Source organism: Thioclava sp. JE_KL1, from assembly GCF_009296265.1.
Lineage (GTDB): Bacteria > Pseudomonadota > Alphaproteobacteria > Rhodobacterales > Rhodobacteraceae > Thioclava.
On record NZ_WBJS01000002.1, the window covers coordinates 212,519 to 227,812 of the forward strand.

The following is a 15,294-nucleotide window of genomic DNA, read 5'->3' on the forward strand; positions in this document are numbered from 1 at the left end:
AAAGGACAAGATCATGGCCGCCGATCTGACCCCGATCCTCGCATTTCTCGAAGGCGTCCACCCTTACGACAATCTGTCGCGCAACGAGCTGGAGCATGTCGCCAGTTCCTTCCGCCGCAGAGAATTGCCCGCTGGCGAAACCGTTTATTCCTATCGCGAGCCGCTCAAGGGCATCTACCTGATCAAGCGCGGAGCGGTCGAAGTGACCGATCAGAACGGGGCGCTGGTCTCGATCCTCGGCGCACGCAACACCTTTGGCGAGCGCGGGCTGATGCGCGACGGTCTGGCCGCGACCACCGCGCGCACCACCGCCGAGACCGTGCTGCTGGAACTGCCGGTCGAAGAGTTCCGCGAGCTGTCGCAAAACGCCCCCGCCTTCGCGCGCTTCTTCAACCGCGTGCGCGGCGGCGAGACTCGCACCAATTCGATCGCGACGATGAAGATCGCCGATCTTCTGGCGCAGGAGCCGATGGGCTGCGCGCCCGAGACCACCGTCACCGAAGCCGCGCGGCAGATGCGCGATGCGCATATTTCCTCGCTCGGCGTGACCGATGGCGAGGGTGCGCTGGTGGGCATCGTCACGGTGCGCGACCTGTCGAACAAGGTTCTGGCCGAAGGCCGCGCGCCCGATACGCCCGTGGGCGAGGTGATGACGCCCGATCCGGTGACGCTGACCCCCGAGGGGCTGGGCACGGACCTTCTGCATGTCATGCTGGAAAAGCGCGTCGGCCACCTGCCGATCACCGATCGCGGGCGCTTTGTGGGCATGATCACCCAGACCGATCTGACCCGCTTTCAGGCCGTCAGCTCGGCCGTGCTGATCCGCGATGTGGCGGGCGCCGAGACCGTGCCGGAAATGGCTGCCGTCACCGCGCGCATCCCGCAGCTTCTGGTGCAACTCGTGGGCGGGCATCACGCGCATGAGGTCATCACCCGGCTGATCACCGATATCGCAGATGCGGTTACGCGCCGCCTGCTGAAGATGGCCGAGGAGGCGCTGGGGCCGCCGCCCGTGCCCTATCTGTGGCTGGCCTGCGGCTCGCAGGGGCGCCAGGAGCAGACCGGCGTCTCCGATCAGGACAATTGCCTGATCCTAGACGATGCCGTGACCGAGGCGGATATGGAGTATTTCCGCCAGCTCGCGAAGATCGTCTCGGACGGGCTGGACGCCTGCGGCTACGTTTATTGCCCCGGCGACATGATGGCGGCGAACCCGCGCTGGTGTCAGCCGGTTCACGTCTGGCGCGACTATTTCCGCGGCTGGATCGCCAAGCCCAACCCCGAGGCGCAGATGTTGGCCTCTGTGATGTTCGATCTGCGCGCGATCGGCGGCAACGGGGCGGGGCTGTTCCAGCAGTTGCAGGAGGAGACTCTGGCGAAGGCGTCGAAGAACTCGATCTTCGTCGCCCATATGATCGCCAACAGCCTCAAGCATCACCCGCCGCTGGGGCTGATCCGGGGCTTCGCCACGATCCGCTCGGGCGAGCATCGCAACCATATCGACATGAAGCATAACGGCGTGGTCCCGGTGACCGATCTCGCCCGCGTCTATGCGCTTCAGGGTCGCCTGCCCGAAGTGAACACCCGCGCCCGTCTGATCGAGGCCGAGCATGCCGGCGTGCTGAGCCATTCCGGCGCGCGCGATCTGGTCGAGGCCTATGATCTGATCGCGTCGATGCGGCTGGAGAACCAGGCGCATCTGGCCCGTTCGGGGCGCAAACCTGACAATTATCTCGCACCGTCGGACCTGTCCGATTTCGAGCGCTCCCACTTGCGGGATGCGTTCGTCGTGGTGCGGACCATGCAATCGGCCGCCGGACATGGCAAAGGCGCGATGAGCTGAGGAGAGCTTATGACGAACGATTACATCTCGACCCTTGCTGCCGGCGCGCTTGCCGCTCTCGTGGTCTTCCTGCTCTCTCATCTGAGCAAGAAGTTCCGCGGCGAGAAGCTGCCGAAATGGGTGATGCCCGCAGCGGTCGGGGCGGCGCTGATCGGCTACACGGTCTGGAGCGAATATTCGTGGTATCCCAAGATGCGCGCGGACATGCCCGACACGGTCGTGGTGCTGCAGAAGATCGACGAAAGCGTCGGCTGGCGGCCCTGGACCTATCTGGTGCCGATGGTCACCCGCTTCATGGCGGTCGATGCGGGCAAGGTGGAGCATCCTGTCGCGGGCAAGCCGGAACTGGCCGAGACGGATCTGCTGCTGATCGGGCGCTGGCAGAATTTGCAGACGGTGCCGACGGTCTATGACTGCAAGACCGACAGCCGCGCCGATTTGGTGAACGGGGCCACGCTGACGAAAGACGGAGAGCTGTCGGGCGGCGGCTGGCTGAAACTCACGCCCGACGACCCGGGGCTGAAAGCGGTATGCGCAGGAGGATGAGACCATGCCGGGGGGGAGGAAACATCGCGTTCTGATCGTGGAGGATGAGGACAATATCGCCATCGCGCTCGACTATCTGATGAGCCGCGAGGGGTTCGACCATGACCGGATCGATACCGGGCGCGGCGCGCTGGAGAAAATCCGCGAGACCCGCCCCGATCTGGTGCTCCTTGACGTGATGCTGCCCGAGGTCTCGGGCTACGAGATCTGCGAAGGCGTGCGCGCCGACAAGGGGCTCGGCGATGTGAAGATCCTGATGATGACCGCGCGCGGCTCCGCGATGGAGCGCCGCAAGGGCCTCGCGCTCGGTGCCGACGGTTTCATCGCCAAACCTTTCGAGCTGCGCGAGTTGCGCGAGGAGGTCCACCGCATTCTCGACGGGGAGACTGCCTGATGGACCTCACCCGGCTTTCCCTGCGCACCCGGGTGTTTCTGTTCTTCGCCGCCTTGGCGCTCGGCAATCTGGTGGCGCTGGTGGCGGGGCTGTGGTTCGGCTTCACCCGTCTGGGCGACCCTGAGCTTCTGAATGCGATGGTGATCGGCGGCGCGGTCGCGGGCTTCGTGATCCTCGGGCTGATCGCCTGGATCTGGTTTCTCTTCGACGAGAACGTGGCCAAGCCGATCGAGCGGCTCTCGGGGATGCTGCGCGCCCGCACCACGGCCGAGATCGAGGGCGATATGGACGCCGATATCGCGCGCTATCTGGGCGATCTTGCCCCCGCTGCGGCCTCGGTCACGCGCCACCTGTCGGAGACCCGAAACGCCCTGACCGAGGCCGTGCAGCGCGAGACCACCCGGCTCGCGCAGGAAAAGGAACGGCTCGAGGCGCTCTTGTCGGATGTGCCGGTGGGCGTGCTGCTCTGCACCGCGGATCATCAGCTTGCCTTCTATAACGGGCAGGCGGTGGAGCTTCTGGGCTCGGCCCATGCGCCGGGGCTGGATCGGCGCGTCTTCGACTATCTCAACCAGCCGCCCATCGCCCATGCCTATGACCGGCTTCTGGCGACGGAAGATCCCGACGCGGCCTCGGACCTGCTCTGTTCGACGAAGGCGGAGGGCCGGGTGCTCGCCGCCCGGATGAGATTGCTGTCGGAGGGAGAAGATCACCATCTGAGCGCGCGCCCGGGCTACGTGCTGACGCTCCGCGACGTCTCGGGCGACATGGCCTCTCATGCGCAGCGCGAGCAGTTGATGGACGAGCTGTTCGACCGCATCCGCCGCCCTGCCGCAGCCCTGCAATCGCTGATCGGTGTGCTGACCGCCGATGACGGCCCCGCGCCGGGCCCCGAGCGGGACCGGGTGCGCGAGGCCGCCAATTCCGAGGCCCATCACCTCTCCGCCGCGATCCACGAATTCTTCGAGCGCCACGAGGCGAACCGCGCCGATTGGTGGCCGCTCGCGATGATCCGCGCCTCCGATCTGGGCCAGGCGGTGGCCGCGCGGGTGACCGCCGAGGGCGGTGCCATCCTGCCGGTCACGGCGGGTCTGATGCTCCGCTGCGAGGGCTTCGAGATGGTGGCCCTGCTGGCGGGGCTGGTGCGCCGCTTGACCGACCGGCGCGACTTCCGGCTGGAGATCACCGAGGACGGCCCCGGCGCGCTGATCGCGCTGGAATGGGAGGGCGCGCCGGTGCCGATCGCGGAGCTGGAGGGCTGGCTCGATCAGCCGCTCGATGTCGGGCTGGAGGACGTCACCGGGCATCGCGTGCTGACCACCCATGCCGCCGAAATCTGGCCCGAGAAGCTGGGCGACACGCGTGCGCGGCTTTGCATCCCGCTGCGCGAGGCGCGCCATGTCACCAAGCGCCCGAAACCGGTGCCGCGCGCGGTGGTCTACGATTTCGACCTGCTCTCGCGCGAGCGCGTCGCCGAGATCGCCGACACGCCGCTGACCGATCTGACCTATGTCGTCTTCGACACCGAGACGACGGGCCTACTGCCCACCGAGGGCGACGAGATCGTGCAGATCGCCGCCGTGCGCATCGTTAACGGGCGGCGGATCGATACCGAGGTCTTCGATACGCTCGTCGATCCCAAACGCTCGATCCCGCCCGGCTCGACCGAGGTGCATGGCATCTCTAACGCGATGGTCGAAGGCGCGCCGGACATTGCGAAGGTCGGGCGCGATTTCCACCGCTTCGCCGAGGGGGCGGTGCTGATCGCGCATAACGCGCCTTTCGACATGGAATTCCTGCATCGTAAGGAGGTGGCGATCGGCGAACGGTTCGATCACCCGATCCTCGACACGGTGCTGCTGTCGGCGGTGGTGTTCGGGCAATCCGAGAGCCACACGCTCGACGCGCTGACCCATCGCCTCGGCATCACCATCCCCGAGGAGGCGCGCCACACCGCGATCGGCGACACGGTCGCGACAGCGGATGCCTTCCTGAAGATGCTGCCAGCGCTGCAGGCGCGGGGCTTGCGGACCTTCGGCGAATTGGTGGCCGAACTGCGCAAACACGGGCGGCTGATCAAGGATCTGAACGGGTAGGGCGCGCTGCCCCCCCGTCGCCGTAGGGCGACAAGACTTTAGGGAGAGGGGGCTCTGCCCCCATCTCCTCCGGAGATTCCCCCGGGATATTTTGGCCAAGGCGAAGAAGCTGTTTTGCTTCTCCTTGATTGAAATATCCCAGGGTGAATTCGGCGGAGCCGAAGAGGGGCAGCGCCCCTCAACCTTAAAGGATTTCGAGAACCGTCTCTGGCGGGCGGCCGATGCGGGCCGCCGTGTCCGTCAGCACGAGCGGGCGTTCGATCAGCTTCGGATTGGCGCTCAGCGCCGAGAGGATTTCGTTCTCATCGGCGTCTTTCGGCAGGTCCGTATCCTTCCAGCGGATCATCGCAGCGGCGGGCTGGCCGAGTTTCATCAGCGCGTCCTGCAGCTCGGCCATGGTCGGCGGCTCTTTCTGGTAGTCGCGGACCTGCGGAGCGATCCCGCGGGTTTCGAGCAGCTTCAGCGTCTCGCGCGATTTCGAGCAGCGCGGATTGTGCCAGATCGTTACAGCCATTTGTCCCTCCCGGTGCCAATTGCCTCGGAAACGCTGGCGAAGCCGTCGCGTTCCAGAAGCCGATCGAGGCCGCGCGCGATATCGGCGGCCAGCGAGAGGCCCGAGAAGACCATCGCGGTATAGAGCTGCACCGCCGAGGCACCCGCGCGGATTTTCTCGTAGGCCTGCTCGGCAGAGCCCACGCCGCCCACGCCGATCAGCGGCAGCGCGCCCGCGGTATGCTGCGACAGCTGCGCCAGAACGCGGGTCGATTTCTCGAACAGAGGCGCGCCGGAGAGGCCGCCCTGATCGGACGGATTGGGCGAGGTCAGCCCCTCGCGCGAGAGCGTCGTATTGGTCGCGATGATCCCGTCGATCCCGCTTTCCAGCGCGACCTCGGCGATCTCGGCCAGTTCCTCGGCGCTCAGATCGGGGGCGATTTTCAGGAAGACCGGAATGCGCCGCGCGAGGATGTCGCGGGTCTCGATCACGCCTGCCAGCAGCGCCGAAAGCGCGGCTTTGCCCTGCAGGTCGCGCAGCTTCTCGGTGTTGGGCGAGGAGACGTTGACCGTCGCGAAATCGAGATGCGGTCCGGCATGGGCCAGCACGGTCGCGAAATCTTTCGCGCGGTCGGCGGCGTCTTTGTTCGCCCCGAGATTGAGCCCCACCGGAATGCCTTGCGGGCGCTTTGCCAGCCGCTCGGTGATCGGTCCCATGCCCTGATTGTTGAAGCCGAAGCGATTGATCGCGGCGCGATCGGCGGGCAGACGCCAGAGGCGCGGCGGCAGGTTGCCTTCCTGTGCGCGGGGCGTTGCGGCACCGACTTCGATGAAGCCGAAGCCTGCGCGCATCAGCTGCGGCACGGCCTCGGCATTCTTGTCGAAGCCTGCGGCGAGGCCCACCGGGTTCAGAAGCGACATCCCCGCCAGATCGGTCTTCAGTCGCGGCGAGGTGATCGGGCCTGGCAGGGGCGCGAGCCCCATCCGCAATGCGCGCAGCGACAGGCCATGGGCCTTTTCCGGGTCGATCTTCTGGAAGGCCGCAAGGCCCACGCGCTCGATCAGGGTGGTCACGACATTTCCTTCGGGAAGATATGGCCCGCCGCGCCCAGGGGCAGGGCGTGGTCCCAGACGACTTCGCTGAGATGCAGCGGGCGGTAGAGATGCGGGAAGAGCTGATCGCGGCGCGAGGGCTCCCATTTCAGATCTGCGCCCATCGCGGTGGAATCGAAGGCGACCAGCACCAGATCGGATTCGCCCGCGAAATGTTTCGCGGCCGTTTCGACGACCTGATCGGCGGTGGAGAAATGGATATAGCCGTCCGCGAGGTCGACCGGCGCGCCGAGCGTGTGCCCGGCTTCGCGAAATGCATCCCATTCGGGGCGGCGGAGGATTTTGTAAATCAACATGGCTTTCCCTTGCCCGAAAACGCGCCGTCCGGTCAAGCGTGGGGCTTGTGCTGCGCGCGTGGGGGCATAGCTTTGTGCCATGTGCGGACGTATGGCCAACACTCTTCCCGTCGATGCGATGGCGCGTCTGTTCAAGGCGGTGCCGGGCAATGACGTGCCCGATGGCGAACGGTTCAACATCTGCCCGACCCAGAGCCTGCCGGTCTGTGTCTCCGGTGAGGGGCAGCGGCAGTTGCGGGCGATGCGCTGGGGCTTCATCCCGCATTGGTACAAGACGCCGACGGATGGGCCTTTGCTGATCAACGCGCGGTCCGAGACCGTGGCGGAGAAGCCCGCTTTCCGGGCGGCGATCCGGTCGCGGCGCTGCCTGATCCCGGCGGACGGGTTTTACGAATGGCATCGCGAGGGCGAGGCGAAGCTGCCTTTCTACGTTTCGCGCAAGGACGGCGCGCCGATGGTGTTCGGCGGGCTCTGGCAGGACTGGGAGAAGGGTGGCGAGTTGCTGACCACCTGCGCCATCGTGACCTTGCCGGCGGGGTCGACCCTCGCCCCGATCCATCACCGCGAGCCGCTGGTTCTCGAGGAGGCGGATTGGGCGAAATGGCTGGGAGAAGAAGGGCATGGCGCGGCGACCCTGATGCAGCCAAGGCTCGAGGGCATCCTGCAGGCGTGGCGCGTGGGCCAGGAGGTCAATTCGAACCGCGCCTCGGGGCCGGGTTTGCGCGAACCTCTTGCGGATCGCGCTTGAACGGCGCGGCGTGGCCCGCTAAGGAGAGGCCAGAGCGCGGGTGTAGCTCAATGGTAGAGCCGCAGCCTTCCAAGCTGAAGACGTGGGTTCGATTCCCATCACCCGCTCCATTCCCCCAGATCACAGCGATACGCGTCTTCGAGACGAAAAAACCGCCCGAGGGACGATCGGGCGGCTTCAGACGTTCGGGGTGTGTGGGGCGCGCAGTGTTGCGCTCATTTGGTCAGGATCAGCTTGCCCGCCTTGGTGATGCGCAGCGTATAGACCTGACCGTCCAGCACGATATGGGCGAGGTTGCCCTTGCCGGTCAGAACCTCTGCGTCATGGACGGGCAGGGCGTTGGCGAAGCTTTCATTGATGCTCATCTGCGGCCTCCCTCGATGCGGTCGAGCGTCGCTTCGAGCGCGCTCTGGCCCGGGGGGAAGCCACTGCACAGCGCCTCGACGATGTCGCGCAGGCTCAGCGGTGGATCAATATCAACATGCGTGTCGGCCCGGTATCGGGGGCCGGGGGAAGAGGGGCGTTTCATCTCCGGTCTCCATCTCGCGAAAGCGGCTCGTCGGGGATCGACTGGCTGATGAAAATAACCTGAGTGAAATGATCGGAATTGTAAAGGCGATTCTTTTACTAAGGAATTGCACAGATCGCTCTGCGCCCACGCAGACATAATTCGGGAACCATTCGGGATCAGTCGGCGGGGCGGATCAGAACCACTGGCCGGGTTCGATCAGACCCAGATCCATGAGTTGCTGGCTCGACCAGTTGAAGCATTCGGAATTGACCCAAGTGAAGCTATGCACATCGTAGGTCGAGCCGGGGTTGAACTTCAGCGCTTTCGCGACCCGGAACGAGGCGGTGGCACAGGTCAGGTTATGGTGCCACGGGCAGGAATAGGTGTTGTATTCCTCGTCGTTGAACGTGTGATCGGGGCGCAGCTTCAGGCCGGACTTGGCGCGAAACAGGGCGATCCGGTCGATCTTGCGGCGCTGGGCGGGGACATGCTCTTCGAAGCGCCAGCGCAGCCCGCCGTAGAAATCCAGCTGCCGCTCTTTCGGGTGGTCGTGGTTCTCGGGATCGAGCCGGGCCAGCGCGTAATAGCCTGCCTTGTCGAACATCGCGTTCTCGGTATCGACGCCGTTCGGATGCGCCTCCAGATCGCCGGTATAGAGGTCGATCACATAGCTCAGCATCGAGGCGCGGCGCTCTTCGGTGTGGAAGCTCAGAACCTCGCCGATCGAGCGGCTCTCGCAGAAGGGGAAGAACAGGTATTCCGCGTTGAAGCAGTAATAGAGCCAGGTGCCCGCGGGGACTGCGGCGATGATCGGGTTGATCGCGAGGGGGGCTGCGTCGCGGCGGTTCAGCTCGAAATCGATGCGGTAGATTTTCGTCGGGCTGTCGGCGCCGAGATCATCGGGCAGGTCCATCGCGGCATGGCCCAGAACCAGCAGCACCGGAAACCCGAGGTCGACATGGTGGCGGATCGTGCTCTCCAGCTCGACCCCGTCCTCGGCTAGGATCACGCCGACCGGGCCTTTGGACAGCGCCGCGCTCTGGCGGGTGAGAAAATCGATCAGCGAGGAATATTTCATGCCCGATGCAGCCCTTTCGCGGGGTCTTCGGGCGCAGGATCGGGGAAGGCCCGCATGAAATCAAGCCTTTACGGCCCGCCCCAAGCGCGACCTTGCGGGAAAGGGTGATTTGGCTGTATCAGGCCCGCTGGAAAGACGCGCGAGGATTGGCATGAGCGACGCTCCGAAAAAGCTGCATATCAAAACCTATGGCTGTCAGATGAACGTCTATGACAGCGAGCGCATGGCCGAGGCCATGGGCGCCAAGGGCTATGAGCTGACCGACGATGTGGGCGCAGCGGATATGGTGCTGCTCAACACCTGCCATATCCGCGAGAAAGCGGCCGAGAAGGTCTATTCCGATCTGGGCCGCCTGCGTCCGTTCAAGGAGGCCAAACCCGACCTGAAGATCGGCGTCGCGGGCTGTGTCGCGCAGGCCGAGGGCGACGAGATCCTTCGGCGCTCGGATCTGGTGGATCTGGTCGTCGGCTCGCAAAGCTATCACAAGCTGCCCGAACTGGTCGAGCGGACCGATAATGGCGCGCGCCCCGTCGAGACCGAGTTCCCGCTGGAAGACAAGTTCGACCATCTGCCCGCGCGGCCCGTGCAGACGCGCCCGACGGCGTTCCTGACGGTGCAGGAGGGCTGCGACAAGTTCTGCGCCTTCTGCGTGGTGCCTTACACGCGCGGGGCGGAGATCTCGCGCCCGGCTGACAAAATTCTGCGCGAAGCGCAGGCGCTGGTGGACAAAGGCGTGCGCGAGATCACGCTGCTGGGTCAGAACGTCAACGCCTATCACGGCGAGGGTGAGGGCGGTGATTGGTCGCTCGCGCGGCTTGCCCGCTCGCTCGCAAAGATCGATGGGCTGGAGCGTATCCGCTACACCACCTCGCACCCGAACGACATGGAAGACGATCTGATCGCGGCGCATGGCGACGAGCCGAAGCTGATGCCGTATCTGCATCTGCCGGTGCAATCGGGCTCGGACAAGATCCTCAAGGCGATGAACCGCAAGCATACGGCGGAGAGCTATCTCCGCCTGATCGAGCGCATCCGCGCCGCGCGCCCCGACATCGTGATCTCGGGTGATTTCATCGTGGGCTTCCCCGGCGAGACCGATCAGGATTTCGAAGACACGATGGCGCTGATCCGCGAGGTCAATTACGGCATGGCCTATTCGTTCAAATACTCGCCGCGCCCGGGTACGCCCGCGGCAGGCGCGAAGGGCGCGGTGCCGGCCGAGGTCGCCGATGCGCGGCTGCAAGAGCTTCAGGCGCTTCTAACCTCGCAGCAGCGGGCCTGTCAGGAGAGCATGATCGGGCGCGAAGTGAACGTGCTCTTCGAGAAGCCCGGGCGGCTGGACGGCCAGTGGGTCGGCAAATCCGATTACCTGCAGGCGGTCCATGTTTCGGGCGAGGGGCTTGGCCCCGGCGTTCTGGCGAAGGTGCGGATCACCGGCACGGCGCCGAATTCGCTGGCGGGCGAGTTGATCTGAGTTCTCATCGCATTGACGTCATAAATGAAAAGGGCCGCGTGATCCGCGGCCCTTTTTTGATTAGATACCCTGAACGATCAGTTCGGGCCAGGCGGGTCGTTTGCGATCGCTTTCAGAAGCTCTCTACGCAGACCTTCCGGGTTGCCCACGAGGCTCTCGTTCTTGCAGATCTGGGTCGCGAGGCCGTTCGCATCGCCGTAATCGTAGCCGAAAGCCACCAGATCATCGACGAAGCTGCCCTGCGGGTGATCCCAGATCGTCTCGCGCCACGGGCCGCGGAAGCAGTCGATATGAATCTGTTGCTTGCGGGTCGGTCCGCAGACGGTCTGGTTGTTGACGTGATCGCGCCCGACCGGGCCGGTGTAGCAGCTCGTACCGGCCTGTGCGGCGCCAGCGAACGCCATACCGGTGAGCAACGCGGCGGCGGTGATTGCAATGGTCTTCATCTCTCGAGACTCTCCTGATCGGGCAGCGGAATAACATGCGGCGCTCAAGATCCCTCCGACCCGAGCGCCGTCAGGGTGCAGTTTGCCCTGAATAAACCTAAATTGGCGAGAGATTGTCGATATTTGCCGGGTTTGTGAGAACAATAGCCGAAAAAGACAGCGGGTGTTCCGATTGTTGCGACAGTGCTCGCGCTAGGGTTGTGGGGCCTTTGGCTTTTGCAGCTTGTTTCTGAGCCCCGAAGGTCCTTTTTCACAGCCAGCGATTCGGGAGTCATGACGCGGCGCGGCGAAGAGGTGGCGTCCTCGGTCAGCATATCGTCACGCATCCCCTTGCGAAACCAGTTTTGCCTAATAAATAGGCAATGCCGCCAAGCGGAACCGCGCCTGCGTTTTTTGGTTTCAGTTTGATGAAATTTGCTGCCGCGCCTAGGAGGGCGGGAAACCAGTGCTTGCGTGAATCCCCCGAGGCAGGCACCATATCTTTACCAAACCAGCTAAGGAGACTCTGTATTTGGGCTTCAGCGCGATCACACCCCCGCCTCGCTCTCAGGATGCTCACGAGACGCTTCTTGAGTTCCCCAACAATCGGCTGCTGATCGACCTGTGCGGTGAATTCGACCGCAATCTGGCCCAGATAGAGCACAAGCTTCAGGTTCACATCCTGCGGCGTGGCAACCAACTGGCCGTGGTGGGCGAGCCCGAAGCGCAATCGCAAGCCGCCGCCGTGCTGCATCAGCTGTATCAACGCCTTGAGCAGAACAAACCGATCGACGCCGAAGAGGTCGATGCGGCGCTGCGCATGGCCGATCTGGGCGGCACCGGGACCACGGTCGACGAGCAACTCGAGATGTTCGAGGCGGGCAAGTTCGAGATCCGCACCCGCAAGAAGCAGGTCGAGCCGCGCACCGAGGCGCAGAAGGCCTATGTGAAGCATCTCTTCGAGCACGAGCTGGCTTTCGGGATCGGGCCTGCGGGCACCGGCAAGACCTATCTCGCGGTGGCCGTGGGTGTGACCATGCTGATCGGCGGTCATGTCGACAAGATCATCCTGTCGCGTCCGGCGGTCGAAGCGGGCGAACGTCTGGGCTTCCTGCCCGGCGACATGAAGGACAAGGTCGATCCCTACATGCAGCCGCTCTACGACGCGCTGAACGACTTCCTGCCGGCCAAGCAGCTCGCGAAGCTGCTGGAGGAGAAGCGGATCGAGATCGCGCCGCTCGCCTTCATGCGCGGCCGCACGCTGTCGAACGCCTTCGTGGTTCTGGACGAGGCGCAGAACGCGTCGACCATGCAGATGAAGATGTTCCTGACCCGTCTGGGGCAGGGCTCGCGGATGGTCATCACCGGCGACCGCTCTCAGGTGGACCTGCCGCGCGGGATGCCCTCGGGCCTTCAGGATGCGGAGCGCATCCTCGGCCATGTCGAGGGGATCAGCTTCAACTACTTCACCGCGAAAGACGTGGTGCGTCACCCGATGGTCGCGAAGATCATCGACGCCTACGACCAGGCGGAAGGCGAGTAAGGCCGCGAGGCTTTCGACGGAGTTTCAATCTGCCCGCGCCTCGGCGCGGGCATTTTGGTTTGTCGGTGGGGACACGGAAGGGACGCGCCCGAGCCTTGGGTGGGCACTATACGGCCTTCGTGGCTGGGCGGTTAATCCTCGCAAGCCCGAACGACATTCGAGCCCGCTAGGACATCGCCACTGCGCCCTCCCGGGGGGAGGGGTGAGGCGGGACAAGGCGGCCTTCCAGTGGAAGGCCGACCCGACGAACGCGCGAGGTTTTGCCGAGCGCCGGACGGGCGCGGCCCGGGGCTTGTCGCCCCCGAGCGGGTCCCCCATGAAAAACGCCCGGCCATTCGGACCGGGCGTTTTCAAATTCCATCGCGAAGAGTTCAGCTCTCAGACTTGCCTTCGAGCGCCTCGATGCGGGCCTTAAGCGCCTCGTTTTCCTCGCGCGCTTTCTGCGCCATCGCCCGAACCGCGTCGAATTCCTCGCGGGTCACGAGGTCACGGTCGGCCAGCCAGCGGTCCATCCAGCTTTTCATCGCCGTCTCGGCCTCGTCCTTCGCGCCTTGGGCCACGCCCATCGCGTTGGTCATCAGCTTGGACATTTCGTCGAACATCTTGTTGGGCGGCTGCATCGGCATCCCCTTGCGGTCAATTTCTGCTTCTCTGTCTATATGGGCCCCGGCGGTCCCGCTGGCAAGGTTGACTTCCCGGCCCGCGCAGGGCTTTCTCGCGGCGATTTCTGACAGGAGACCGCCTTGCTGCCTCTCGCCATTCCCTTCCCCGATTTCGATCCGGTCGCCATCACGATCCCCGGTCTCGGCCTGCCGATCCGCTGGTATGCGCTGGCCTATATCGCGGGGCTGATCGCGGGCTGGCAGATCATCGTGGCGCTGATGAAGCGCGATACACTCTGGCCTCAGAACCGTTCGCCGATGGAGCACGGCAAGGTCGAGGACCTGCTGACGGCGGTGATCATCGGCGTCGTGCTGGGCGGGCGGCTTGGCTTCATCCTGTTCTATGAGCCGGCGTGGTATCTGGCCCATCCGCTCGATATCGTGAAGGTCTGGCAGGGCGGCATGTCCTTCCACGGGGGCTTTCTGGGCACGCTGCTCGCGGGCTGGTGGTTCGCGCGACGGTATGATGTGCCCAAGCTGCAACTGGCCGATGCGATGGCTCTCGTCGCGCCGATCGGGCTGTTCCTCGGGCGGATCGCGAACTTCATCAAGCCGGAGCTTTGGGGGCGGCCTACGGACGTGCCGTGGGGCGTGATCTTCCCCGGTGAGCTGGCGCAGACCTGCCTCGGGATCGCGGGGCAGGTGGACGGTACCTGCGCGCGCCATCCCTCGCAGCTCTACGAGGCGGGGCTGGAAGGGCTGCTGCTGGGCCTGATCCTGTGGGGCATGGTGTGGTTCGGCCGCTCGCTGAAGCGCCCGGGGCTGAGCCTCGGCGTGTTCCTGATGGGCTACGGCGCCGCGCGTGCCTTCGTCGAGCTGTTCCGGCAGGGCGATCCGCAATTTGTGACCCTCGGCAATCCCTATGGCCACGTGATCCGCTTCACCGATGGCTGGGGCCTGACGATGGGGCAGGTGCTGTCGCTGCCGATGATCGCGGTGGGGCTGTATTTCGTGATCCGCGCGTTGCGCGCGCCGAAAGCCTCGTGACCCCGCTGGGCGACATCCTTGCCGCGCAGATCGCGGCGGAGGGGCCGATGCGGCTCGATCGCTATATGAGCGCCTGCCTGCTGCATCCCGAGCATGGCTATTACGCGACCCGCGATCCGTTCGGGCGCGCAGGCGATTTCATCACCGCGCCGGAGATTTCCCAGATGTTCGGCGAAATGCTGGGGCTCTGTCTGGCGCAAGCGTGGCTCGATCAGGGGCGGCCCGCGCCCTTCGTGCTGGCCGAGGCAGGGCCGGGGCGCGGCACGCTGATGGCCGATATGCTGCGCGCGATGAGGGCGGTTCCGGGGATGGTGGAGGCCGCACAGGTCCATCTGATCGAGGCCTCATCCACCTTGCGCGAGATCCAGCGCGAGACGCTCGCGCCGCATCAGGTCACTTGGCACGATACGATCGACGGCCTGCCCGAGAGGCCGGTTTTCCTCGTCGCGAACGAGTTTCTCGACGCGCTGCCGATCCGGCAGTTCCAGCGGGACGGCGACGGCTGGGCCGAGCGGCAGGTGGGGCTGTCCGATTCCGGCACGCTGACGCCCGGCCTCGCACCGCCGTCGCGTCTCGAGGCGCTGGAGGCGCGCATGTCCGACACCGCACTGGGCGATGTGGTCGAGACCTGTGCGGCTGCGGTGAACTTCACCGAGACGCTGGCGGCGCGGATCGCGCGCCAAGGCGGCGCGGCACTGCTGATCGACTATGGCAACTGGCATTCCAAGGGCGACACGTTTCAGGCGCTCAAGGGCCATGAGCCCGTCGATCCTTTCGCGGAGCCCGGCGAGGCGGACCTGACCGCCCATGTCGATTTCGAACCTCTGGCGCAGGCCGCGCAAGACGCGGGGGCCGCCGTCTCGGGCATGACCGCGCAGGGCGTTCTGCTGGAGCGGCTCGGCATCACGGCACGGGCGCAGCGCCTCGCGGAAGCGTTATCGGGGGCCGCGCGCGAGACTCATATCGCCGCGCATCGCCGCTTGACCCATCCCGAGGAAATGGGTCACCTGTTCCAAGCTCTGGCGATTGTCGCACCCGCTGCGCCGCTGCCGCCGGGGTTCGATCCGAAGACCATCTGAGCTATTG

Annotated in this window: 17 protein-coding genes and 1 tRNA gene; 10 read left to right on the forward strand and 8 right to left on the reverse strand. The window is 65.1% G+C overall.

The features are described from left to right. The first annotated feature begins 13 nt into the window (after positions 1–13). The 4 genes from F8R15_RS03850 to F8R15_RS03865 are packed head-to-tail and all read left to right on the forward strand — an operon-like array spanning position 14 to position 4,879. Positions 14–1,843: a DUF294 nucleotidyltransferase-like domain-containing protein gene (locus tag F8R15_RS03850; protein ID WP_152843650.1), complete on the forward strand. Its 1,830-nt coding sequence runs from the start codon at positions 14–16 to the stop codon at positions 1,841–1,843. 9 nt (positions 1,844–1,852) lie between these two features. Continuing rightward, positions 1,853–2,389, forward strand: coding sequence for a hypothetical protein (locus F8R15_RS03855; RefSeq protein WP_078548720.1), 537 nt, complete (start codon positions 1,853–1,855; stop codon positions 2,387–2,389). A gap of 4 nt (positions 2,390–2,393) precedes the next feature. Beyond that, the gene (locus F8R15_RS03860; protein WP_078548717.1) at positions 2,394–2,783 is read left to right on the forward strand and encodes a response regulator transcription factor; all 390 of its coding nucleotides are present in this window, start codon (positions 2,394–2,396) and stop codon (positions 2,781–2,783) included. After that, entirely contained in the window at positions 2,783–4,879 is a 2,097-nt protein-coding gene (locus F8R15_RS03865) for an exonuclease domain-containing protein (RefSeq protein WP_152843651.1), read from the forward strand. Before F8R15_RS03860 ends, F8R15_RS03865 begins: the two co-directional genes overlap by 1 nt. A 184-nt stretch (positions 4,880–5,063) precedes the next feature. Here the strand turns inward: F8R15_RS03865 and arsC are convergent, their stop codons facing one another. Genes arsC through F8R15_RS03880 form a run of 3 tightly spaced genes read right to left on the reverse strand, consistent with a single transcriptional unit; the run spans position 5,064 to position 6,780 of the window. Further along, positions 5,064–5,393, reverse strand: a complete 330-nt coding sequence (gene arsC / locus F8R15_RS03870; protein ID WP_152843652.1) for an arsenate reductase (glutaredoxin) — start codon at positions 5,391–5,393, stop codon at positions 5,064–5,066. Continuing rightward, the gene (locus F8R15_RS03875; protein WP_152843856.1) at positions 5,384–6,436 is read right to left on the reverse strand and encodes a quinone-dependent dihydroorotate dehydrogenase; all 1,053 of its coding nucleotides are present in this window, start codon (positions 6,434–6,436) and stop codon (positions 5,384–5,386) included. Before F8R15_RS03875 ends, arsC begins: the two co-directional genes overlap by 10 nt. Positions 6,437–6,441: 5 nt before the next feature. Beyond that, positions 6,442–6,780 (reverse strand): DUF952 domain-containing protein, encoded by a 339-nt coding sequence (locus F8R15_RS03880; protein WP_078600405.1) that lies wholly within the window; start codon positions 6,778–6,780, stop codon positions 6,442–6,444. 79 nt (positions 6,781–6,859) lie between these two features. Here F8R15_RS03880 and F8R15_RS03885 point away from each other — a divergent pair, with 79 nt between their 5' ends. Beyond that, the gene (locus tag F8R15_RS03885; RefSeq protein WP_152843653.1) at positions 6,860–7,528 is read left to right on the forward strand and encodes an SOS response-associated peptidase; all 669 of its coding nucleotides are present in this window, start codon (positions 6,860–6,862) and stop codon (positions 7,526–7,528) included. A 36-nt stretch (positions 7,529–7,564) separates the two neighbouring features. Continuing rightward, positions 7,565–7,638, forward strand: a tRNA-Gly gene (locus F8R15_RS03890). Positions 7,639–7,743: 105 nt separating this feature from the next. Here F8R15_RS03890 and hemP read toward each other — a convergent pair. From hemP to F8R15_RS03900, 3 genes are all read right to left on the reverse strand, one after another. Continuing rightward, positions 7,744–7,893, reverse strand: a complete 150-nt coding sequence (gene hemP / locus F8R15_RS03895; protein ID WP_075774069.1) for a hemin uptake protein HemP — start codon at positions 7,891–7,893, stop codon at positions 7,744–7,746. Next, positions 7,890–8,057: a hypothetical protein gene (locus F8R15_RS21400; RefSeq protein WP_158522126.1), complete on the reverse strand. Its 168-nt coding sequence runs from the start codon at positions 8,055–8,057 to the stop codon at positions 7,890–7,892. The genes hemP and F8R15_RS21400 overlap by 4 nt, the downstream gene beginning before the upstream one ends. A 175-nt stretch (positions 8,058–8,232) precedes the next feature. Then, positions 8,233–9,117, reverse strand: a complete 885-nt coding sequence (locus tag F8R15_RS03900) for a hypothetical protein (RefSeq protein ID WP_152843654.1) — start codon at positions 9,115–9,117, stop codon at positions 8,233–8,235. Between the two features lie 151 nt (positions 9,118–9,268). On the opposite strand from F8R15_RS03900, the gene miaB reads away from it, so the two are divergent. Further along, entirely contained in the window at positions 9,269–10,591 is a 1,323-nt protein-coding gene (gene miaB, locus F8R15_RS03905) for a tRNA (N6-isopentenyl adenosine(37)-C2)-methylthiotransferase MiaB (protein ID WP_152843655.1), read from the forward strand. A gap of 77 nt (positions 10,592–10,668) precedes the next feature. Here the strand turns inward: miaB and F8R15_RS03910 are convergent, their stop codons facing one another. Beyond that, positions 10,669–11,037: a hypothetical protein gene (locus tag F8R15_RS03910; protein ID WP_078542121.1), complete on the reverse strand. Its 369-nt coding sequence runs from the start codon at positions 11,035–11,037 to the stop codon at positions 10,669–10,671. Between the two features lie 511 nt (positions 11,038–11,548). Between F8R15_RS03910 and F8R15_RS03915 the strand changes: the two genes are divergently transcribed. Then, positions 11,549–12,559, forward strand: a complete 1,011-nt coding sequence (locus F8R15_RS03915) for a PhoH family protein (RefSeq protein WP_152843656.1) — start codon at positions 11,549–11,551, stop codon at positions 12,557–12,559. Positions 12,560–12,930: 371 nt separating this feature from the next. On the opposite strand, the gene F8R15_RS03920 is transcribed toward F8R15_RS03915, so the two are convergent. Next, complete coding sequence (locus F8R15_RS03920) at positions 12,931–13,179, reverse strand: accessory factor UbiK family protein (RefSeq protein WP_078520603.1); 249 nt, start codon at positions 13,177–13,179, stop codon at positions 12,931–12,933. Between the two features lie 123 nt (positions 13,180–13,302). Between F8R15_RS03920 and lgt the strand changes: the two genes are divergently transcribed. After that, entirely contained in the window at positions 13,303–14,208 is a 906-nt protein-coding gene (lgt, locus tag F8R15_RS03925; protein WP_152843657.1) for a prolipoprotein diacylglyceryl transferase, read from the forward strand. Continuing rightward, positions 14,205–15,287: a class I SAM-dependent methyltransferase gene (locus tag F8R15_RS03930; RefSeq protein WP_368730997.1), complete on the forward strand. Its 1,083-nt coding sequence runs from the start codon at positions 14,205–14,207 to the stop codon at positions 15,285–15,287. Before lgt ends, F8R15_RS03930 begins: the two co-directional genes overlap by 4 nt. Positions 15,288–15,294: the final 7 nt, after the last annotated feature.